This window comes from Stappia albiluteola (genome assembly GCF_014050225.1).
GTDB classification, from domain to species: domain Bacteria; phylum Pseudomonadota; class Alphaproteobacteria; order Rhizobiales; family Stappiaceae; genus Hongsoonwoonella; species Hongsoonwoonella albiluteola.
This window is the reverse complement of record NZ_JACFXV010000029.1, coordinates 105816-125403: the sequence shown is the minus strand read 5'-3', so window position 1 is coordinate 125403 and position 19588 is coordinate 105816. Positions and strand designations below refer to the sequence as shown.

Annotated in this window: 22 protein-coding genes; 14 read left to right on the top strand and 8 right to left on the bottom strand. The window is 62.1% G+C overall.

The genetic code is table 11. The features are described 5' to 3' along the window. The 3 genes from H2509_RS01500 to H2509_RS21060 all read right to left on the bottom strand — a co-directional run. Window positions 1-956, bottom strand: a 956-nt coding sequence (locus H2509_RS01500; RefSeq protein WP_182161583.1) for an IS30 family transposase, incomplete at its 3' end; no start/stop codon positions are given. A gap of 197 nt (window positions 957-1153) precedes the next feature. Further along, the gene (locus H2509_RS01495) at window positions 1154-1456 is read right to left on the bottom strand and encodes a GIY-YIG nuclease family protein (RefSeq protein WP_182161581.1); all 303 of its coding nucleotides are present in this window, start codon (window positions 1454-1456) and stop codon (window positions 1154-1156) included. Between the two features lie 267 nt (window positions 1457-1723). Further along, on the bottom strand, window positions 1724-1846 hold the full coding sequence (locus H2509_RS21060; protein WP_268925697.1) for a hypothetical protein: 123 nt from the start codon (window positions 1844-1846) through the stop codon (window positions 1724-1726). 242 nt (window positions 1847-2088) lie between these two features. Between H2509_RS21060 and H2509_RS01490 the strand changes: the two genes are divergently transcribed. The 3 genes from H2509_RS01490 to H2509_RS01480 all read left to right on the top strand — a co-directional run bounded on the left by H2509_RS01490 (window position 2089) and on the right by H2509_RS01480 (window position 4893). Continuing rightward, a complete protein-coding gene (locus tag H2509_RS01490; RefSeq protein WP_182161579.1) occupies window positions 2089-3264 on the top strand; it encodes an anhydro-N-acetylmuramic acid kinase in 1176 nt (391 codons plus the stop codon). A 10-nt stretch (window positions 3265-3274) separates the two neighbouring features. Further along, window positions 3275-3646, top strand: coding sequence for a DUF6665 family protein (locus H2509_RS01485; protein WP_182161577.1), 372 nt, complete (start codon window positions 3275-3277; stop codon window positions 3644-3646). A gap of 296 nt (window positions 3647-3942) precedes the next feature. Beyond that, on the top strand, window positions 3943-4893 hold the full coding sequence (locus H2509_RS01480) for a DUF1402 family protein (protein WP_182161602.1): 951 nt from the start codon (window positions 3943-3945) through the stop codon (window positions 4891-4893). A gap of 13 nt (window positions 4894-4906) precedes the next feature. Here the strand turns inward: H2509_RS01480 and H2509_RS01475 are convergent, their stop codons facing one another. Both H2509_RS01475 and H2509_RS01470 read right to left on the bottom strand, forming a co-directional pair. Further along, window positions 4907-5176, bottom strand: a complete 270-nt coding sequence (locus H2509_RS01475) for a hypothetical protein (RefSeq protein ID WP_209001731.1) — start codon at window positions 5174-5176, stop codon at window positions 4907-4909. Window positions 5177-5269: 93 nt separating this feature from the next. Then, window positions 5270-5947 (bottom strand): MBL fold metallo-hydrolase, encoded by a 678-nt coding sequence (locus H2509_RS01470; RefSeq protein ID WP_209001730.1) that lies wholly within the window; start codon window positions 5945-5947, stop codon window positions 5270-5272. 507 nt (window positions 5948-6454) lie between these two features. Here H2509_RS01470 and H2509_RS21140 point away from each other — a divergent pair. From H2509_RS21140 to H2509_RS01445, 5 genes are all read left to right on the top strand, one after another. Then, complete coding sequence (locus H2509_RS21140; RefSeq protein WP_182161573.1) at window positions 6455-7270, top strand: cold-shock protein; 816 nt, start codon at window positions 6455-6457, stop codon at window positions 7268-7270. 134 nt (window positions 7271-7404) lie between these two features. Then, window positions 7405-7899 carry a GNAT family N-acetyltransferase gene (locus H2509_RS01460; protein WP_182161571.1) on the top strand — a complete coding sequence of 165 codons (495 nt, stop codon included), beginning with the start codon at window positions 7405-7407 and terminating at the stop codon, window positions 7897-7899. Continuing rightward, window positions 7896-8795, top strand: a complete 900-nt coding sequence (locus tag H2509_RS01455; RefSeq protein ID WP_182161569.1) for a 23S rRNA (adenine(2030)-N(6))-methyltransferase RlmJ — start codon at window positions 7896-7898, stop codon at window positions 8793-8795. Before H2509_RS01460 ends, H2509_RS01455 begins: the two co-directional genes overlap by 4 nt. A 202-nt stretch (window positions 8796-8997) precedes the next feature. Beyond that, on the top strand, window positions 8998-9435 hold the full coding sequence (locus H2509_RS01450) for a cytoplasmic protein (protein ID WP_182161567.1): 438 nt from the start codon (window positions 8998-9000) through the stop codon (window positions 9433-9435). A 7-nt stretch (window positions 9436-9442) separates the two neighbouring features. Further along, the gene (locus H2509_RS01445; protein WP_235974581.1) at window positions 9443-10096 is read left to right on the top strand and encodes a ribonuclease T2; all 654 of its coding nucleotides are present in this window, start codon (window positions 9443-9445) and stop codon (window positions 10094-10096) included. 11 nt (window positions 10097-10107) lie between these two features. Here the strand turns inward: H2509_RS01445 and H2509_RS01440 are convergent, their stop codons facing one another. Then, on the bottom strand, window positions 10108-10452 hold the full coding sequence (locus H2509_RS01440) for a hypothetical protein (protein WP_182161565.1): 345 nt from the start codon (window positions 10450-10452) through the stop codon (window positions 10108-10110). Between the two features lie 297 nt (window positions 10453-10749). Between H2509_RS01440 and H2509_RS01435 the strand changes: the two genes are divergently transcribed. Next, the gene (locus H2509_RS01435; protein WP_182161563.1) at window positions 10750-11361 is read left to right on the top strand and encodes a glutathione S-transferase; all 612 of its coding nucleotides are present in this window, start codon (window positions 10750-10752) and stop codon (window positions 11359-11361) included. A 70-nt stretch (window positions 11362-11431) separates the two neighbouring features. On the opposite strand, the gene H2509_RS01430 is transcribed toward H2509_RS01435, so the two are convergent. After that, entirely contained in the window at window positions 11432-12106 is a 675-nt protein-coding gene (locus H2509_RS01430) for an outer membrane protein (protein WP_182161561.1), read from the bottom strand. A 480-nt stretch (window positions 12107-12586) separates the two neighbouring features. Here H2509_RS01430 and H2509_RS01425 point away from each other — a divergent pair, with 480 nt between their 5' ends. The 4 genes from H2509_RS01425 to H2509_RS01410 all read left to right on the top strand — a co-directional run bounded on the left by H2509_RS01425 (window position 12587) and on the right by H2509_RS01410 (window position 18015). Then, entirely contained in the window at window positions 12587-13615 is a 1029-nt protein-coding gene (locus tag H2509_RS01425) for a calcium/sodium antiporter (protein WP_182161559.1), read from the top strand. Between the two features lie 143 nt (window positions 13616-13758). Beyond that, a complete protein-coding gene (uvrC, locus tag H2509_RS01420) occupies window positions 13759-15747 on the top strand; it encodes an excinuclease ABC subunit UvrC (RefSeq protein ID WP_408022656.1) in 1989 nt (662 codons plus the stop codon). A 280-nt stretch (window positions 15748-16027) separates the two neighbouring features. Beyond that, the gene (locus H2509_RS01415; RefSeq protein ID WP_182161555.1) at window positions 16028-17599 is read left to right on the top strand and encodes a tetratricopeptide repeat-containing sulfotransferase family protein; all 1572 of its coding nucleotides are present in this window, start codon (window positions 16028-16030) and stop codon (window positions 17597-17599) included. A 122-nt stretch (window positions 17600-17721) separates the two neighbouring features. Continuing rightward, window positions 17722-18015, top strand: a complete 294-nt coding sequence (locus H2509_RS01410) for an HlyU family transcriptional regulator (protein WP_235974580.1) — start codon at window positions 17722-17724, stop codon at window positions 18013-18015. Here H2509_RS01410 and H2509_RS01405 read toward each other — a convergent pair. Next, window positions 18005-18715 carry a GNAT family N-acetyltransferase gene (locus H2509_RS01405; protein WP_182161553.1) on the bottom strand — a complete coding sequence of 237 codons (711 nt, stop codon included), beginning with the start codon at window positions 18713-18715 and terminating at the stop codon, window positions 18005-18007. The genes H2509_RS01410 and H2509_RS01405 overlap by 11 nt on opposite strands. 298 nt (window positions 18716-19013) lie before the next feature. Here H2509_RS01405 and pgsA point away from each other — a divergent pair, with 298 nt between their 5' ends. Then, window positions 19014-19586 carry a CDP-diacylglycerol--glycerol-3-phosphate 3-phosphatidyltransferase gene (pgsA, locus tag H2509_RS01400; protein ID WP_182161551.1) on the top strand — a complete coding sequence of 191 codons (573 nt, stop codon included), beginning with the start codon at window positions 19014-19016 and terminating at the stop codon, window positions 19584-19586. Window positions 19587-19588 lie beyond the last annotated feature (2 nt).

Sequence of the window (19588 nt, the reverse complement as noted above, 5' to 3'; positions counted from 1 at the left end):
GGCGTCCTGAAGGCAAGGCATTTGCGCGGGGTATTGTTGTAGTGCTCGACCAACTGTCGGATTTGGCCTTGATCGATGGTTGCCAGATCCGACTTGCGCGGCAAGATCTTGCGCATGCGGCCGATGGCATTCTCGATGCCACCCTTCTGCCAGGGGGCGTGCGGATCGCAGAAGAAGGTGGCGAGGCCGAGCCTGTCCGTGAGTTCGAAATGCAAGGCGAATTCCGTGCCATTGTCGAAGGTGAGCGACCGGCGCAACAGGCGGGGCAGCGGACCGAAGCGCTGAACCAGGGCCTGGACGACGGCGCGCGCGGTCTTTCGCGACAGCCGATCGATGGTGAGGATGCGCGAGCTGCGCTCATGGGTGACCAGCACATACTGGCCATAGCGGGAAAAGGCCATGAGGTCGGCCTCCCAGTGGCCCGGCGTGGCCCTGTCGTCGGCCTCGGCGGGACGTTGGGCCAGCGGGCGGCGCAGCTTGATGAAGCTGACGGACGAGCCGCCGCGCAGGCCCAGGCGGCCCCTGCGGTTCTTGGCGCGCGGCAGTAGGCGGTGCCAGTAATCCTTTTGCGCCGAGCGGTGATAAACGAAGCGGTAGATGGACTCATGGCTGATGAGCGTGCCACCGTGCTCGCGCGCCAGCCGGCCGGCGATCTGTTCGGGTGACTGTCCCATCGCAAGGCGTTGCCTGACCATGTCGCGCAGCGCCGGCTGGCGTGCCAGCTTGTAGCGGGCATCCCAGCGCCGGCGCCGGAGGGCCAGTCCGTGCGCCCGTTCCCCGTCATAGCTGCCGCACCACTGCTTGGTCGGCCTGGCATTGCGCCGCAACTCGCGGCTGATCGTGGCAGCCGAACGACCCAGTTGCCGTCCGATCCAGCGCAGCGAGCGCCCTTCCCGGTGCCACAGCTCTATCTTTACCCGCTCCCGCAGGCTCAACTGATCGTAACTTTGTCCCATCGCGGCAACACCTTAGCAGGTGTTGCACTTGTTTCGTGAATTCAGCGCATCCAGTAGCCTCCGAGATGGCGGCTCCTGACGCGGCGGGCGAGCGCATGGTATGAACTCTGAGTTTCCCACCCCCTGCGGCGGTTACTGGATGCCCGCCTGCGCGGGCATGACAGAGTTTGTGGCAGGCCCCCGGCAAAGCCTTCGCTTCACGCCATGAACAGCGACGGAAACAGATCGACCCAATCCGGGTTGTTCTCCTCGATCAGGCGGATCTTCCACGCGCGGTTCCATCGCTTGAGCTGCTTCTCGCGGGCGATCGCCGCGCCGACATCCATGAAGTGCTCGTAATAGACGAGGCGATGGACCGAATATCTCCGGGCGAAGGCGGAGCCGATGCCCTCGCGATGCTCGCTGATCCGGCGGGCGAGGTCGTTGGTTACGCCGATATAGAGCGTTCCGCCCACGCCGCTTGCGACGATGTAGAGGTAGTAATTGTGATCCCTCGCCATGGGCTCATGGTGGCCATGAAGATTGACGACATTCCAATGAAGACCGGGCCACGCAGTCTCACTTCGCCGTTATGGCGCAACCGCTGCCCCGGGCTGTCATCCCCGCGAAGGCGGGGAACCAGTAGACATGCAAGTCAGCGGCTAAACCTCCGGCCACGGTGGTTACTGGATGCCCGCCTTCGTGGGCATGACATGGTGCGTGGCGAGGCCTGGCCGCCCCTGCATGGCGGCCGAGGATCGCGGTGCGCGGCTTTCGCGCCGATTTTTTCAGAACAGCAAAGCTCTCGCCAGCGCGAGCAGCCATTCGCCTTCCGGCATGTTGCTGAATGCGCCGAGCACCCCGCCCAATATGACGCTGAACGTGATCTGGTCCCAATAAGCCAGGGTCATGACTGTCTCCCAATCAGGCCGCGGCCCCTCAACGTGTCTTTTCGGGCGGCGGCGAAATACTTAACAAGTCCTTAACCCGGACAATCGGAAATGGAAATAATTTGATGTATTAACTATTAATACAATCTGACGTTGCGGAATATGACAAGCGCAGAGCCGCCTGCCGCAATCTTCGTCCCGTGCCTTGCCCTCGCCGCGCCGCCCGCTATCCTCCGCGAAACGGTTTCATGGAGGCGGGCTGAATGCCTGACAGCGACACGCGGCGCGAACCGGCCTGGGCCATCGGGTTGATGACCGGCACGGTGCTGGACGGCAATATCGACATCGCCATGCTGAAGAGCGACGGCGAGACGATCGCCGAATTCGGCGCCTACAAGCTTGCCCCCTATTCGCCGGGCCTGCGCGAGCAGCTGGCCGAGGCGCTGGAGGTGGCGGCGCGCTGGGGGTTCGACGGGCCGGAACCGGCCCTCTTCGCCGCAGCGGAACGGGCGCTGACCCTGGCGCAGGCGGAAGCCGTGAACGCCTTTCTGGCGGAGAACGACATCTCGCCGGAAACGGTGGCGGCGATCGGCTTCCACGGCCAGACCGTGCTGCACCGGGCGCCCTCGCCGGGACGCAGGGGCGCCACCCGCCAGCTCGGCGACGGTGCGATGATGGCGCAGGTCACCGGCATCGACACGGTGTTCGACTTCCGCAGCGCCGATATCGCCGCCGGCGGACAGGGCGCGCCGCTGGCGCCGGTCTATCACGCCGCGCTGCTCTCCCGGGCGGGAGCGGAGCCCGGTTCGGCGCTGCTCAACCTGGGCGGCGTCGCCAACGTCACCTGGTGGTGCGGCGACGGAAGGCTGGCCGCCTTCGACACGGGTCCGGCCAACGCGCCGATCAACGACTGGGTCGCCCGTCACGGCGCCGGTCCCTTCGACCGCGACGGACGGCTGGCGCTGGCGGGCTGGGTGGACGAGGACCGCCTCGCCCGGGCGCTGGAACATCCCTATCTCACGGCGGCCTATCCGAAGTCGCTGGACCGCAATTCCTTCACCAGCGCCCTGGCCGAGGGCCTGTCGCTGGAGGACGGCGCGGCGACGCTGACCGCCTTTTCCGCCGCCGCCGTCGGTCGCGGGCTGGATATCCTCCCCACCCGACCCAAGCGCATCGTGCTGTGCGGCGGCGGCCGGCGAAATCCGGCGCTGGTCGCCGAGATCGCCAAGCGCGCCCGCGTCGAACCGGTGATGTCGGAGGATGTCGGCTGGCGGGGCGACGCGGTGGAGGCGGAGTGCTTCGCCTTCCTCGCCATCCGCAGCCTGCGCGGCCTGCCGCTGAGCTTTCCGGAGACGACGGGCGTCAGCGCCCCGCTCACGGGCGGGCGCATCGCGCGGGCCCCTCGCCCGTCCGCGACCGCCGCCACGGTCACCGCCTGAGGATCGCAGCATGGCAGTCAGGCCGCCCAGCCAGTTCACGACATCCGACAGGGATCCACTCTCCCGCCTGCTCGAACAGGAGGTGATGGGCGAAAAGGCCGCGACGCTCGGCCGGCTGATGAAGAAGCTCGAGACCGCTCTCTCCCGCCTCAGGGCGCATGAGGAGCGGCTGGAGGCCGAGAAGGCCGCCGGCAAGGCCGCGCCCTCCGATCCCACCCGGCACGAACGGCTGACGGCGGAGGCGGGCGAGGCGTTGTGGCACGTCGTCATCCAGCGGGAGCTTTGCGGCTTCCGCCGGCACGACGGGCTGATGCGCGAGCTCGCGGTTCCCGCCGCAGTGCGCCTGCGCATGGGACCCGCCACGGCGTTCCGAAAACGGTAACCGCGATGCAACGGTCACGCGGAATTTTGCGCATTTGAATCGTTACGTTGCGGGAGAAGAATTCCCTTGGCAGCGAAAAGTCGCTAAAGCGGATTTGGCAGGGGGATGGCTGCCTTTCCCCGCCCCGTTCCGGGGCAGCAAAATGAAGCGGAAGTGAGATGTCCTGCCCGGAGCGAGGGCTTGCGTGGCTCCTTCCACTATGCCTATGTGCCGACGCGTGCCGGTTGGAGATTTTGATGCCGCGCCTTGCCCTGTCCGTTGCCGTCAGACCTTCGCGCACCGCCCTGCTCGCGCGCATGGTGTCGCTTCTGCTTTGCTTGCTGACGGCGGCCTATACGTCCTATCCCGCCAAGGCCCTGGCCGGGGCGACGGTGGTGCCGGAAGGCAACCGCAACGCCTCGCAGCCGCGCATTCCCTTTTCCTCGGCCCGGCGCACCGCAGCCAACCAGTCCAGTTACGACGCCAAGTTCGACCGCGTCGTGGCGGTGCTGCGCCGCGACGGCTCGCTGATCCGCTCGATCAAACGGGTGGCCGCCATCTACGACATCGACCCGGTCCACATGATCGGCGCGATCATCGGCGAACACACCTACAACTACGACAGCCTGGACAGCGCCCAGTCCTATTACGTCAAGGCGCTTGCCTATGCCGGCATCTCGCTCGACTTCGCCTATGGCGGCGAGAATGTGGAGGATTTCGTCCAGCGCGATGCCTTCGACACCTGCCGGGCGCAGGGCCGTGACAGCAACCGTTTGTGGACCTGCTACGAGCGCGTCTGGGAACGCAGTTTCCGCAACCGGCACGTCGACGGCGTCCGCTACGCGAACAAGAATTTCAACGAGACCTTCTTCCAGCCCCTGTTCGCCGGGCAGAGCTTCGGGCTCGGCCAGTTGTCGCCCCTGACTGTGCTGAAGATGAACGACCGGGTGAAGCGCACCAGCGGCCTGCCGACACTGACGGCGCGCGACGCCAACGAGGTCTATCGCGCAACCATGGATCCAACGATTTCGCTGCATTACATGGCGGCGGTTCTGCGCGACTCCATCGATGCCTACCGGCGGGTGGCCGGCGTCGACATTTCCAACAACCCCGGCCTAACGGCGACGCTCTACAATCTCGGCGACCCCTGGGGCCGAGCCACCCGCTATCGGGAAGCGCGGGCGGCAGGACGCGTCACCTGGCCGCAAGAAAATTACTACGGCTGGCTGGTCAATTCCCGGCTGTCGACCTTGCGCAGCCTGCTGTAAGGCCAATTGGCCACTACTCGAACCAGCAGACTTCCTTGCGGACATAGACCTTCTCGCCGGTCTTCGGGTCCTTCACCGGCGTCGGCAGCACCTGGCAGACGCGGAAGCGCAGCAGGAACGGCGATCGTGCGCCGACGATGCGCGGCCCGCCCTGCGCTTCGGACCGCTCAAGTTCCTGCAGCTTCTGCAAGCGGTCCCAGTAATCGTCGCCGGCCAGGGCGGGAAAGGAAACCGCCGCGGCGAGGGTTGCAGCCATTGTGCCTCGAACGATCGTCGTGAGCATGATCCCGGCCCTTCTCGAATTACGACAATCACAGATATAGGGATCGTCGCCGGCTTCGCCCGTGATCGTGATCACGCCGTGGCTGACGGGCAGTCACTGCAGAAAGGGATTGGTCTGCCGTTCGTGGCCCAGCGTAGATGCCGGTCCGTGCCCGGGAAGGAAGGTCACATCGTCGCCAAGCGGCAGCAGCTTCTCCCTGATCGAACGGATCAACGTCGCATGGTCGCCGCCCGGCAGATCGGTTCGGCCGATCGACCCAGCAAACAGCACGTCGCCGGAAAAGGCAAAACGAAGCTCGCGGTCGAAGAACACAACATGGCCTGGAGCATGCCCCGGACAATGGAGGACCTCGAAAACACGGCCGGCGAATTCGACCGTATCCCCTTCCTCCAGCCATTGGTCGGGATCGACGGGCCTTGCCCCGCTCAGTCCGAAACTCGCGGCCTGCTCCTGCACCCGCGCGATCAGCGGCCGGTCCGCCTGATGCGGGCCGATCACCGGAACACCCAGTTCGGCGGCAAGATCCGCCGCGCCGCCGACATGGTCGATATGGCCGTGGGTGAGCACGATCTTCTCGACGGTGACGCCATGGCCATCGATCGCCTGACGGATACGCTCGACATCGCCGCCCGGATCCACCACGGCGCCTTGCAGCGTCCTTCGGTCGAAGACAAGGGAGCAATTCTGCTGGAAGGGCGTAACGGGAATGACGATCACCTGGATCGGCGGCTCCGCCGCGTTAGTGCTTTCCTGGCCCGTTTCATCCGACATTGGCAAACCCCGATTGCGAATTTTCCTTTCTACCTAATGCGCTTTGCGGCCGGATGGAACCGTGGCAAACGGCCGTGCCGGGACAGGTTGCGAAACCGTCGGCCGAAAAATTGCCCGATCCCGCGACAACGGAGCACGCTTTAATAGCGTGTCAATCTGGACTCAATCTGGAGGCGCAGGAATTGCCGTAGCGGCGCGCTCCCGGCCCCATCCGGCTCATTCCGAGAGGCAAACAGTGGGTTTTGCTTGCGAATGGAGGGAATCCGCCCCTATTATGCACCCCGTGGCGGACTGTCCTGAAATGACGATTGACGCGGTAGTGAATAGCATGCGCGTGGAAGTTGTTGATCAGCATGGTGCTGCCTCGGGGCTGTTTGGCCCCATGGAAGACCTTTGGAGGCGCTGACGGTAGCAGGGTGCCGGCGGATGCAGCCCAAGGGAAAGGTGGCATGGCGGACAGGAGCAGGCAAAATCGATCCGGGCCTGTCCTAATAGGGTGATCTGGAAATGGGTGACGGGAATTCGGACCGCCGTTCGCGTGGGCGGCGCGGCGGCAAGCGCGAATTCGGAGGTCCGCAGGACTTCGGTGGTGATTTCGGCGGCTTCGGTGGTGATTTTGGCGGCAGGGACTTCGGTTCCCGCGACTCCGGCGATCGCGGCGGCTACAACAGCCGTGGCGGCGACCGCGATTTCTCCGGTGGCCGCAGTGGCGGCTATAGCGGAGGCGGTGGCGGAGGCGACCGTGGCGGCTATAGTGGCGGCGGCGGTGGTCGCGGCGGCTACGGCGGCGGCGGCGGAGATCGTGGCGGCTATGGCGGCGGCGGCGGAGACCGTGGCGGTTATGGCGGCGGCGGCGGCGGTCGCGGCGGCTACGGTGGTGGCGGCGGAGACCGTGGCGGCTATGGCGGCGGCGGCGGTCGTGGCGGCTTCGGCGGTGGCGGCGGAGACCGTGGCGGCTATGGCGGCGGCGGTGGCCGGGAAGAAGGCGGTTTTGCCTCTCGCGGTCCCCGGCGGGAATTTGCTCCCGTCGAACGCGGACCGCGCCAGCCCGGTACGGTAAAGTTCTTCAAGGCTGACAAAGGCTTTGGCTTTATCACCCCGGATTCCGGCGAAGCCGACGTGTTCGTTCATATTTCGGCCGTTGAGCGCTCTGGCCTCAGCTCGCTCGACAGCGGGCAGCGGGTAACGTTCGAAACGGAGCCGGATCGTCGCGGCAAGGGTCCGAAAGCGGTCGAGCTTCGCCTCGAAGACGCAGCCGGCCCTGTCTCGGACGATGACGGTGACGATCAACCGGATGATGCGGGCCTCGGATACGAGGATTGATCGCACTTCGGAACTGATCTTAAGAAACATTCGGGCAGTGCCGCCGGCGCCGGCGGCACTGCCCGAACTTGTTTGAATATCACCTTGCCGGCTGTTGAGCCGGCAGATCTCGTCTTCCGTCAAATCAGATCGTGATGCCCCGCCCCTTTGAACCCAGCGACCTCGACGCGTTGCATAAGATCAACGAAGCCTGCCTGCCCGCGGTAAACAGCCTTTCAGCGGCCGAGTTGCGCGCGCTCATCGACGACTCGTTCATGACGCTGGTGGCAGAACTCAATGGCGCACCGGCCGGTTTCGTGCTCTGCCTGGATGAAACGGCAAGCTATGACAGCCGCAATTTCCTCTGGCTTCAGCAATCCTATCCCCGCTTTTTCTATGTCGACCGCATCGGGATCGCGCCTGAAGCACGGGGACGTGGCCTGGGCGAAATGCTGTATGCCGCGCTGCTGGAACGTCTCGCCCCGCAAGCGAACGGAACGCCGCTCACCTGCGAGGTGAATGAAAGGCCGCCCAATCCGGGGTCGCTGCGCTTTCACCGCCGGCTCGGTTTCGCAGAGGTCGGACGCCAGGACTTCGGCGACAAGGCCGTCGTCTACATGGCCCGCGCAATCACGGACGCAACGCGGTGAACTATCGCCACATCTATCATGCCGGCAATATCGGCGACGTCCTGAAGCACGTCGTTCTGGCGGCGGTCATCGAGTATCTGAAGCGCAAACCCGCAGCCTTCCGCGTGATCGACACGCATGCGGGTATCGGGCTCTACGACCTTTCCTCCGAGGAAGCGCGCAAGACGGGAGAATGGCAGGGCGGCATAGGCCGGATCCTCGCCGCTGCCGCACTCATGCCCGGCGGCGTCCGCCCGATCCTTGCTCCATGGCTTCGGATAGTTGCCGAGGTCAACGGCATCGACACCTCCTCGCCTTCCGGCGATGCCCTTCCCGAGATGGCGGCCGAGGCATTGATCGCCTATCCAGGATCGCCGGAGATCGCCCGCAAGCTCCTGCGCCGGCAGGACAGGCTCACGCTGACCGAACTCCACGCCCGGGACTTCAAGACGCTATCGGGCCGATATGCCGGCGATTTCCAGACCAAGGTCATCGAACTGGATGGCTGGCTCGCGCTCGGCAGCTTCCTTCCGCCGAAGGAACGGCGCGGCGTCGTCCTCATCGACCCGTCTTTTGAAGACACCAGGGAATTCACAAAACTCGCCGAAAACCTGATCAAGGGCTGGAGGCGCTGGGAGAGCGGAACTTACATCGCCTGGTATCCGATCAAGGATATGGCGGCGGTCAGGCGCTTTCACAAACGCCTCGTGGAAAGCGGCCTCAGAAACATTCTCGCCGTCTCCTTGTCGGCCGGCCGTCCGACGGCGGATGGCGTCATGAAATCGAGCGGACTTCTCATCGTCAATCCGCCCTGGACCCTGGAAGATGATCTGAAGCGAGCACTGCCATGGCTCGCCTCGACACTCGCAACCGGTGCCGGAGCAGGATGGGAACTGGAGAAACTTGTAGACGAATGAACACAGTCGGGAGTGGAAAACCTGCAAAACCGGTAATGTGGGTTGACCGTGCCATTTGCATGACGCATCGTCAACTTGAACGGGCGCAGTGAATCCCGGCTATTTGCAGGTACCCGTTCTGAAATTCGATGCAAAGCCGCGTGTATTGACGATCCGGACAATATGCGCCCAGACGTTGATGAAACTCGCGGAGATACATTCGATGAGCCTGCTGAAACGCCTCGTTCTGTCGACCGTCATCGCCGCAGGGCTTGCGTCTCCAGCCGCTGCCGCCTCCGACCGCGTTTATTTCTCCTGGAATTCTGAGCCACGCATTCCCGACTGCGTCGATGCTTCCGTTCAAAGCGCGGTATCTGCTTCGGTAGCCCGCGCGGTGCCGGACTACTATGGCGGGCGCGTTATCGTCGGCCTCGATCGTGTCGTCGAGACGGCCTATGAGCTCGGCACGCCGAGCCCCCTGGCACGCCGCTATTGCGAGGGAGAGGCAACCCTGAGCGACGGGACGGCCACTCGAGTGTTCTACAAGGTCGTCGAACATGCGGGATTTGTCGGCGTTCGCTGGAATGTGGAGGCTTGTCTTTCCGGCCTCGACAAATGGCATGTCTATGACGGCTACTGCCGTACGGTCCGCCCGCAATAGGACTGCCTTGCACCCGTATTCGTTCCGGGCGCTCGTCACCGCCTTGCTGGTGCTGCTTGCGGCGCCGCAAGCTGCATATGCCGACCGATCAGGGGATTTCGACTACTACGTTCTCGCATTATCCTGGTCGCCGACCTATTGCGAACGGGCGGGCCGCAAAGCCGATCCGCTGCAATGCCGGGCATCGAAACCGTATCGCTTCATCGTGCACGGTCTCTGGCCGCAATATGAAAGAGGCTACCCGGATTTCTGCGATACGGGAGCGCGGTCTCGTCTCGATGCCGGGACGGTCGGCACGATCCTGGACATCATGCCGAGCCGCGGGCTTGCGAGTCATCAATGGATAAAGCACGGATCCTGCTCCGGGCTCGATCCGCAAGCCTATTTCGCCCTGACCCGGAGGGCCTTCGAAGCGGTTCGTATCCCCGCCGCATTCAGGTCTGTTGCAAAGACGGAGCGGACTTCTGCGACGGCGGTGGAGACAGCGTTCCGACTGGCGAATCCGGGGCTGAGAGATAATGCGATCGCTGTTTCCTGCGAAGCCGGACGTCTCAGCGAGGTAAGGATTTGCCTGACCCGCGACCTCCGCTTCCGATCATGTCCGTTTGTCGACCGGAATGGCTGCCGGTCGGCCGGACTGACCGTACCGCCGCCCCGTTAGTCCGCATAGGCTCAATCCGGGTTTACCGGCCCGGCAATCCGGCGCTTGAAAGCATTTCCGGTCTGCGTGATGGCATCTACCGGCGCATCCGGATCGATTTTCGTGTCCCTCAGCAGCACGTTGACGGAGTCATGGAGCTGACGGAACGGACCGTCGATGAAGCCCGGCCGCAACGACTCGAAAGTCGGCGCGCCATAGATGTAGGCGCATCCGACCAATGCAAGCGATTTCAGAACCGCCACCAGGGGCGAGCTGAATTTCCCACGCACGGCACCCACTCCCGCAAGGCATTCCGATCGGCACATGAGCAAATGAGGGCAAGAACGCCTCACCTTCAGTGATTTCTTATCGACCAAATTACCCCATCCGGTCGGTAGGCGCTCCAGTGCCGGAACGGAAGTACAAAACGAACTTCGTCTTGCCCCCACCCTCGCACATGAAAGGAAAACAGAGTCGAGTTAAGATATGCCTATGATTATTGATAAAATTATCTATTTTATACGCACTTATACTGAGAATTACTTGAGCGAAACAACCTTTGATAGGCTAATTTGCAAGTTCCTGCAATCAACGCCTTTTGCCTTGCGCAGAACGGAGGGATCAGCACACTGCGCGTGACAGGATCGAAGCCCGCCTTTCATCAGGAGCCATTCATGCTGACACTACGTTCCTCGCCTGCTTCTCCCTATGGCCGGAAGGTCAAGATCGCAGCGGCCGTTCTCGGCCTTTCGGATCGCATCACCGTGGAGCAAGCCGACACGAATAACCCGGAAGACAGCCTGCGAAAGCAAAACCCCCTCGGCAAGATCCCCGCTCTTATCCTTGAGGACGGCAAGGTCCTCTATGACAGCCGGGTAATCGTCGAATATCTGGACCAGGCCGTTGGCGGAAAGCTCATCCCTGCGGGCGAGGCACGGTTTGCCGCTTTGACCATGCAGGCACTGGCCGATGGCATGACCGATGCCGCCATCCTCCAGGTTTACGAAATCAGGTTCAGGCCGGAAGAGCTGCGCAGCGCGGACTGGGTCGCCTATCAGACAGGAAAAGTCGAGCGTGCCCTTGCAGCACTTGAGAGCGATCCACCCGCCACTGTGACGCCGGGATCCACGCCGGACATCGGGCAGATCGCGGTCGCCTGTGCACTCGGCTACCAGGACCTGCGCTTCGAGGGCAAGTGGAGGCAAAGCTACCCGAAACTGGTCGAATGGCTGGCTGCGTTCGATGCGGCCATCCCGGCGTTCGAAGCCACCCGTATGAAGACGTGAAGCGATCGGATAAATAAAAAAGGGGCCGGCGGATCGCCGGCCCCTCGTCTGCATCGCGGGATCGCTTCGCTCAGAATTTGTAGCTCATGCCGAAGCGGACGATATTGTTCGATAGATCCGTGTTGTAGCTGGTGCCGCCGAGCGTGAAGCTTTCGTCGCCGAAGTCCTGATAGAGATATTCAAGACGCGCGGTCACGTTCTGCGTCACAAGGCCTTCCACACCGCCGCCGACCGTCCAGCCGACCTTGGTTGTGTCATCCGACGCGCCATTGGCGCTTGCCTCGAAATCCGCGATGGCGAGACCGCCGGCACCGTAGACCATGAAGCGATCGAACGCCCAGCCGGCGCGGGCACGGATGTTCGAGTTCCAATCGCTCTTGGTGCGGTAGGTGTTGAGGAGCGGTGTCGTCGACGAGTCCTCGATATCCGACAGTGAGAAATCCGCCTCGACACCAAGGACGAAATTGTCGTTGAACTGATAGTTGTAGCCGCCGAGCACGCCGCCCATCACGCCATTGGCGTCGGTGTCGAACGAGCCGCCGCCGGCTTCGGTATTGTCGAAACTCGACCACTGCCAGCCGAGCTGTCCGCCGAAATAGAACCCGGTCCAGTCGAAACGGGCAGCCGGAATCGGCTCCTGATAAACCGGCGGTTCGGCAGGCTGCGGCAGATCGGCCGCAAGAACGGGCGCCGACGCCGCAAAGACGGCGGCAATCGATACACCGGCAAATACGATACGCTTCATCAAGCTTCCCCATAAGATACGCACAAACGCATTCGGCAGCTTCAGCCACCGCTTGTCAGGGGTCTGGACCGATGGACAGCCCAGCGGGCGCAGGCGAAGGCCGCACCTGCAAGCCGTTCATGGGTCCAGACCCCGACAGCTAACGTTATGCAAGGTGAATGTGGCTACAGCTGTGGGGAAATGGGGTGTTTCCAAGGCAATTCGAGCCCTGGCCAATTATGGTAAACCGATTGCAAACGCGCGCAGCGCCGCACCGCCCCCACGGCGCGGCGAATGCGAAGTGCAGAGGCTGATTGCCGAATTTTGGACCGCCTCGAACGCGGCCGGGGTTTTACCGCCCCCGCGAATACATATATAGGGAGCAGCATCCGGTCACGGCAAACGCGCTCCCTCCCGGCCAGCTTCGGGAAGGACGTATCGGCGTTGCCGGCGCACCGTACTCCACATTCGAGAATACTCGCAAAACGGCCCGTTCGATCCATGCTCATTGACTATGTCAGCCTTGTTGGAGGCCTCGTCGTGCTTATTGTCGCTGGCGATGTCCTCGTCCGAGGCTCTGTCGGCATAGCCGAGAAGCTTGGGATCCCCTCGCTCGTAATCGGGCTGACAATCGTGGCATTCGGCACGTCGGCGCCGGAACTTGTGATCTCTATCGGCGCAGCGCTCGACAACGCGCCGGGCATTGCGGTCGGCAATGTCGTCGGTTCCAATATCGCGAATGTTCTCATGGTGCTCGGGCTTCCGGCGCTCGTCGCGGCGACCTCCTGCGAAGAAGACGGAGCCCTGCGCAACGCCATTTTCATGATGGCGGTCAGCATCGTTTTCGTCGCGATGTGCTTCTTCAGCCCCATCAACTGGATGTCGGGCGTCATTCTGCTCTTGCTTCTCGCACTCTTCATCGGCGACTCGGTGATGGCGACGCGCAAGCATCGCCGCGAAAACGGGATAGGACGTGCCGCACGCGACCTCAGCGCGTCCGCCAGCCTTTCAGCGGAGAAGAAGGAAGAGGAAGCCTGCGCTGTCGTGGAAGAGGTGGAAGGCGTTCCTGAAAATGCGGCGCTGGCCTTTGTCTTTGTCGCGCTCGGCCTCGTCGGCCTGCCGCTCGGCGCGCATTTCACGATTGAAGGCGCGACGGCGCTTGCCCGCGCCTGGGGCGTGACGGAAGCCGTGATCGGCCTCACGATCGTCGCGCTCGGCACGTCCCTGCCCGAACTTGCCACCTCGCTGATGGCGGCGATCCGCAATCATTCGGCCGTGGCACTTGGCAACGTGATCGGCTCCAATATTTTCAACCTTCTGGCAATCATGGGAATCACGTCCGTGATCGTGCCGCTTGCCATACCGCCAGAGATCTTGAAGCTCGACTTGTGGGTGATGCTTGCCTGCGCCTTGCTGGTAATCGCTTTCTCCGCCTTCAAAGTGACGCTCCGACATATGGCCGGCATTGCACTCGTAGGACTCTATGGCCTGTATATAGCCATTGTTTTCATGATGGGGCAGATCGGCTAGGGCGCGATTCCGAAAAGGGACCGGCCTTATCGGAACAAGGAGCAATCGGCCATCAATTGCCCGATGACGGCGACTTGCATGCTCCATACGCGGGTCGTAGGCATGATGGAATGAGTCAGAACAAGTCCGACAATCCGGCTGCAATGCCCGAACAGGCTGAGGAACTCGCCAACGAGTTCGCGCCCGAGATTCATTTCGAGGGCGGGGCAACCGGGCTTGCGACCAACGCGCGCGGCGCGGAGGTCATTGCCGATTTCGTCAAGCGATTGCCCCTCGGCCCCGGCGTCTACCGCATGCTCGATGAGAAGGGCGACGTGTTGTATGTCGGCAAGGCCCGTTCGCTGAAGAAGCGGGTGACGAGCTATACGCGGCTGCAGGGGCAATCGAACCGCATCCTGCAAATGATCATGGCCACCGCTTCCATGGAATTCGTGACCACCGGCACGGAAACCGAAGCTCTCCTGCTGGAAGCCAACCTCATCAAGCGTCTGCGACCACGATTCAACGTGCTGCTGCGCGACGACAAGTCCTTCCCCTATATCCTGGTCACGGGAGATCACGAGGCGCCGGCTCTGGTCAAACATCGCGGTGCAAGACGAAGAAAAGGCAGCTATTTCGGGCCGTTCGCGTCGGCGGGAGCAGTGAACCGCACGATCAACGCCCTGCAGAAGGCCTTCCTGATCCGCAACTGCACCGACAGTTTCTATTCCAACCGAACCAGGCCTTGCCTGCTCCACCAGATCAAGCGTTGCGCCGCCCCCTGCACCGGCGAGATTGCGCTGGAGGACTATGCGGGCCTCGCCGCCGAAGCCAGGGCCTTCCTGTCCGGCAAGAGCCACATGGTGAAGACCGAACTCGCCGCACAGATGGAAGAAGCCGCCGAAAGGCTAGATTTCGAACAGGCCGCGGTCTACCGGGACCGGCTCGCGGCCCTTTCGCACGTCCAGTCACACCAGGGCATCAATCCGCAGTCGGTGGAGGAGGCCGACGTCTTTGCCGTTCATCAGGAAGGCGGGCAGACCTGCATCCAGGTCTTCTTCTTCCGGACGGGGCAGAACTGGGGCAATCACGCCCATTTTCCGAAAGCCGACAAATCGGTAAGCGAGAACGAGGTTCTGGAAAGCTTCCTCGCTCAATTTTACGACGACAAGCCCTGCCCTCGCCTGATTCTGCTGTCGCATGAAATCGAGGAAAGGGACCTCCTGTCGCGCGCGCTGAGCGAGCGCAGCGAACACAAGGTGGAGGTCGCGGTTCCCCAGCGCGGAGAAAAGCGCGACCTGGTCGAACATGCGCGAAAGAACGCCCGCGAGGCACTGGGCCGCCGCCTCGCCGAAACATCGAGCCAGTCCCGCCTGCTGAAGGGCGTCAGCGAGGTCTTCGGACTGGCCCACCCGCCGCGCCGGATCGAGGTCTACGACAACTCCCATATCATGGGCACGAATGCGGTCGGCTGCATGATCGTGGCCGGTCCCGAAGGTTTTGCGAAAGCGCATTATCGCAAGTTCAACATCAAGTCGGCGGAACTCACACCGGGTGACGATTACGGAATGATGCGGGAAGTCCTGACACGCCGCTTTTCCAGGCTCCTGAAGGAACATGCCGAAGAGCGACGGATAGCTTCCGGGCAGGCAATGGACCCCGGTGCGGATCACAACGAGCCTGAAAGCGATGCCTCGACGATCCCCGCATGGCCGGACGTCGTTTTCATCGACGGCGGCATCGGCCAGTTGAACGCGGCCCGCGACACGCTGGAGGCACTCGGCATTCAGGATGTGCCGCTGGTCGGAATCGCCAAGGGTCCGGACCGCGACGCCGGTCGTGAAAAATTCTTCATGGCAGGCCGGCCATCCTTCATGCTGCCTGAACGCGACCCCGTCCTCTACTTCGTGCAGAGGCTGCGTGATGAAGCCCATCGCTTTGCCATCGGCACGCACCGGGCGAAACGAAGAAAGGAAATCGCCAGGAGCCCGCTAGACGAGATTGCCGGTATCGGCCCGACCCGCAAGCGCGCGTTGCTCCGCCATTTCGGGACGGCAAAGGCGGTCTCCAAGGCAGGTATTGAAGATCTGAGCGCGGTACCCGGTATTTCCGAAGCAGTAGCCCGGCTGATCTACGATCACTTTCACGAATAGCTGCAAGTCGTGAATATCCCCGGCCCAAAAACATCGAACCTTGCCTTGAGCAGATCCCGCCGAACTTAAACAGGATCTGGCGACAAGGATATGCTTAAGATAATGATCGTTGAGGGATTTCTTGTCACCGAAGCGGTCCCGCTTTGGTGGAAAGGGGTCCAGGCTTGCTTCGACAGCTTGCATTGCCGCTACGATGCCCCTATTGCATGGCATCAAATTGCTGCAATTGCCGGGCATATCCAGCCCCCGGACCGGATATCAATGCGGGGAGAGGCCACTCTTGAATACTGCCGTTGCCTTTGATCGCGCTCTTACGCTCATCGAGAACAGGAAATTCAAGGAGGCGGAGCCGATCCTGCTGGATCTGCATCATCGCGCGCCGCAGGACGCCAGGATTAATTTTTCGCTCGGACTGATCTACAGCGAGTACGACGATCTCGGCCTTGCACTGGACTATCTCGAAAAATCGGCATCCATAGCGACCAAGAAGTCCATCGTCTTCGAGGAGCTTGGACGCGTTCTCAATCGCGCCATGGACTACGAGGCAGCGTTGGAAGCCGCGCGCAAGGCCGTGAAGTTCGATCCGCAGAACGCGGCTGCGCGCATCGTCCTTGGCGATGCCTATGCCAAGCTTCAACGCCCGGTTCTGGCGAAGCAGGCCTATGAAGCCGCGCTGAAGATCAAGCCCGGTCATGTTGGCGCGCTGATTGCCTATTCGACGCTCGAAAAATCCCTCGGCAACACCGAACGCAGCAACGAACTCCTTGCGCAGGCGCGGGAGGAGGCGGCCGACGTGGATCTGCCTTCGCTGCTTTGCGAGGCGGCCAACGGCCAGAAGCACAAGGAGCGGCCCGACGTCCTCGACAAGATCGAGAAACTGCTGGAGGAAAACCCGGACCTGAAGCGGAACCAGCTTGCGAACCTGCATTATGCGGCGGCCAAGGTTTATGACGACCTTGGCGAGATGAAGGATGCCTTCAGGCATTTCGAGAAGGGCAAGGAGTTCCTCTATTCACCCTATAGCGGCAAGCTGCGCCGCTGGCAGATCGACTCCTTCAAGACCTACTTTTCCAAGTCCTTCTTCGAGGAACGCAAGGATCTCGGCTTCGAAAGCGCGAAGCCCGTCTTCGTTTTCGGCATGCCGCGATCGGGCACGACGCTGACCGAGCAGATCATCGGCCGCCACTCGCAAACAGTCGGCGCCGGGGAGCTCAGCTATTTCTCGCTGGAGCAGAAGAAGCTCTATAACGGCCGGCATATCAAGCCCGAGATCTTCTTCAATATTTCCAAGATGGACGAGAAGGATTTCCGGCGGATCGGACGTGGCTATCTTTCCATGATCGACGCCATAGGCGGCAAGGCCCGCCGCGTCGTCGACAAGATGCCGCACAACTTCGAAAACCTCTGGCTGATGGCGCTGCTTTTCCCAAATGCGACCTTCATCCATTTGAACCGGAATCCGATCGACAACTGCATTTCGATCTATACGACACCGCTGCGCGATGGCCACAACTACGCCAGCACCCAGAAGAACCTTGGTGAATATTATTGCATGTACCGGGAACTGATGGATCACTGGGTCGACGTGCTGCCCGTCAATATCCGCCAACAGTCCTACGAAGCTCTTGTCGCCAATCAGGAAGAAGAGAGCCGCGGACTGATCGCCCATGCCGGACTTGAGTGGGAAGACGCCTGTCTCGAGTTCTACAAGGGAGACAGGCAGGTAACGACCTTCAGTATCAGCCAGGTCCGCAAGCCGATGTACAAGTCCTCGGTCGATCGCTGGCGGCGCTATGACGGTGTGGTCGATGAGCTGATCGAGGCGCTTGGCCCCTACGGCCCAAAACGCTAGGTCGGGCATGTAACGCAGGACTGGCTGTCCCGGAGACGGTCACTCCTGCCGACCTCACACTTTCAATCGCCCGCACCATCCCCTAAATTCGCACCCTGAATAACCGGGAGCGAAGGAAAACCATGGCATTGGGAAATTGGCTTTCCCGCCTTTTTGGCTCAGGCGGCGAGCCGTCGAAAGGGCCGGACGTTCCGAGCGTGGACCACAAGGGCTTCACGATCCGCCCGACCCCACGTCAGGCGGACGGCCAGTGGCAGGTCGTCGGCGTGATCACGAAGGAAATAGACGGCGAGGTCTTCGAAGAGACCTTCATTCGAGCCGACAAATGCGGCAGTTCCGAAGAAGCCGTCGAGATAACCCTTCGAAAAGGCCGCCAGCTCATCGACGAACAAGGGGATCGCCTGTTCAGGCCGTGAGGCGCAAATCCGCAAGCGAGCGCTTCTGACGCCCCTGCTTGTCGAAATTTTCCGGCGCCAGCCAGGCAAGAAACGCCTGCTTCAGCGCCGGCCATTCCTTGTCGATGATGGAAAACCAGGCGCTGTCGCGATTGCGTCCCTTGTAGATCATCGCCTGCCGGAAAGTCCCTTCGTAGCTGAAACCCAGGCGCCGGGCGGCCTGCTGCGACGGAGCGTTCAGGGCATCGCATTTCCACTCGTATCGGCGATAGCCGAGTTCGTCGAATACGCGGCGCATCATCAGGAACATGGCTTCGCTCGCCACGGCCGTTCTTTGCAGAAGCGGCGAGAAATTGATGTGCCCGACTTCGATCACACCCTGCCTGTCGTCGATCCGCAGATAGCTTGCGACGCCGACGGGCTTGCCGGTTTCGGCGGAAACGATGGCATGGAAGAGCGGATCGTCGCCGAAGCAGGTCGCCGTCATCCAATTGCGAAACTCATGCAGGGAGGCGAACGGTCCGTAGCTGAGATATGTCCAGATCCGACCGCTCTCGTCCGCCTGGTAGGCAGAAAACAGATCTTCGGCGTGATCGGGAGAGAGGGGAACGACGCTGCAGAACCTGCCCGTCATCGTAGTTCGGGGCGGCAGGGGGCAAGGCTCCCAGTCCGGCACAGGAAAGCCTATCGGCTGGCCAAGTGCATTCGTGTAGTCGCTCATTCGGACATCCTGTCATTTTTCCGGAATCGAGCCGGAAACGTTGGTTTACCAGTCTGCGGGCGCCGGTTTCAGGCCGGAAGGTTCAGTTGCCGCAGGTTTTTCGGGACCGGTGGAACAATACGCGCTCATCGCGAGCTTGTTATGCCCAATTGCGGTTCTCGACCAAAGGCCGCGCTTGCATTGACGACGCGGCCCGCCCATGCTTCAAGTCCGAAAGGGGGAGGAGGATTCTCTACATCTTGCCGCCTCTTCCCGTTGGAGCAGCTACCGCGTCGTGTCCCAGCAAGCGATAGGCCCTATGTCGAAATCCCTTGCCTGGAGCCTGCCGAACCTTCTCACTTACGGAAGGATCCTGGCGGTGCCGGCCGTGGCTGTCTGTTTCTATTTTCCGGGCTTTGGAGCGCGTTGGACTGCACTGGCGATCTTCATCCTGGCAGCGGTGACCGACTTTCTCGACGGCTATCTCGCGCGTGCCTGGCAGCAGCAGTCGCGGCTGGGGCAGATGCTCGACCCGATCGCCGACAAGCTGCTCGTTGCGGTGTGCCTCCTGCTGATGGCAGGAGATGGAACGATCGGCGGCTGGTCGATGATGGCCGCGATCATCATCCTGTGCCGCGAGATTCTGGTCTCCGGCCTAAGGGAGTTTCTGGCTGAACTCAGGGTCAGCGTACCCGTGACCCGGCTCGCCAAATGGAAGACGGCGGTACAGCTCGTGGCGCTGGCCCTGCTGCTTGCCGGCCCGGCCGGCGAGGCGCTGATACCGGGAGCAACCCTCGTCGGGCTCATGGCTTTGTGGATCGCGGCAGTGCTGACACTATATACCGGCTACGATTATTTCCGCGCCGGTATCGGCCACCTGATGACCGACTGAGG

Bases quoted from the DNA above. Each gene is read 5' to 3' on its own strand.
- H2509_RS01495 (WP_182161581.1), bottom strand. From the start codon at position 1,456: ATGGCGAGGGATCACAATTACTACCTCTACATCGTCGCAAGCGGCGTG.
- H2509_RS21060 (WP_268925697.1), bottom strand. From the start codon at position 1,846: ATGACCCTGGCTTATTGGGACCAGATCACGTTCAGCGTCATATTGGGC.
- H2509_RS01490 (WP_182161579.1), top strand. From the start codon at position 2,089: ATGCCTGACAGCGACACGCGGCGCGAACCGGCCTGGGCCATCGGGTTG.
- H2509_RS01485 (WP_182161577.1), top strand. From the start codon at position 3,275: ATGGCAGTCAGGCCGCCCAGCCAGTTCACGACATCCGACAGGGATCCA.
- H2509_RS01480 (WP_182161602.1), top strand. From the start codon at position 3,943: ATGGTGTCGCTTCTGCTTTGCTTGCTGACGGCGGCCTATACGTCCTAT.
- H2509_RS01475 (WP_209001731.1), bottom strand. From the start codon at position 5,176: ATGCTCACGACGATCGTTCGAGGCACAATGGCTGCAACCCTCGCCGCG.
- H2509_RS01470 (WP_209001730.1), bottom strand. From the start codon at position 5,947: ATGTCGGATGAAACGGGCCAGGAAAGCACTAACGCGGCGGAGCCGCCG.
- H2509_RS21140 (WP_182161573.1), top strand. From the start codon at position 6,455: ATGGGTGACGGGAATTCGGACCGCCGTTCGCGTGGGCGGCGCGGCGGC.
- H2509_RS01460 (WP_182161571.1), top strand. From the start codon at position 7,405: ATGCCCCGCCCCTTTGAACCCAGCGACCTCGACGCGTTGCATAAGATC.
- H2509_RS01450 (WP_182161567.1), top strand. From the start codon at position 8,998: ATGAGCCTGCTGAAACGCCTCGTTCTGTCGACCGTCATCGCCGCAGGG.
- H2509_RS01435 (WP_182161563.1), top strand. From the start codon at position 10,750: ATGCTGACACTACGTTCCTCGCCTGCTTCTCCCTATGGCCGGAAGGTC.
- H2509_RS01430 (WP_182161561.1), bottom strand. From the start codon at position 12,106: ATGAAGCGTATCGTATTTGCCGGTGTATCGATTGCCGCCGTCTTTGCG.
- H2509_RS01425 (WP_182161559.1), top strand. From the start codon at position 12,587: ATGCTCATTGACTATGTCAGCCTTGTTGGAGGCCTCGTCGTGCTTATT.
- uvrC (WP_408022656.1), top strand. From the start codon at position 13,759: ATGCCCGAACAGGCTGAGGAACTCGCCAACGAGTTCGCGCCCGAGATT.
- H2509_RS01410 (WP_235974580.1), top strand. From the start codon at position 17,722: ATGGCATTGGGAAATTGGCTTTCCCGCCTTTTTGGCTCAGGCGGCGAG.
- H2509_RS01405 (WP_182161553.1), bottom strand. From the start codon at position 18,715: ATGAGCGACTACACGAATGCACTTGGCCAGCCGATAGGCTTTCCTGTG.
- pgsA (WP_182161551.1), top strand. From the start codon at position 19,014: ATGTCGAAATCCCTTGCCTGGAGCCTGCCGAACCTTCTCACTTACGGA.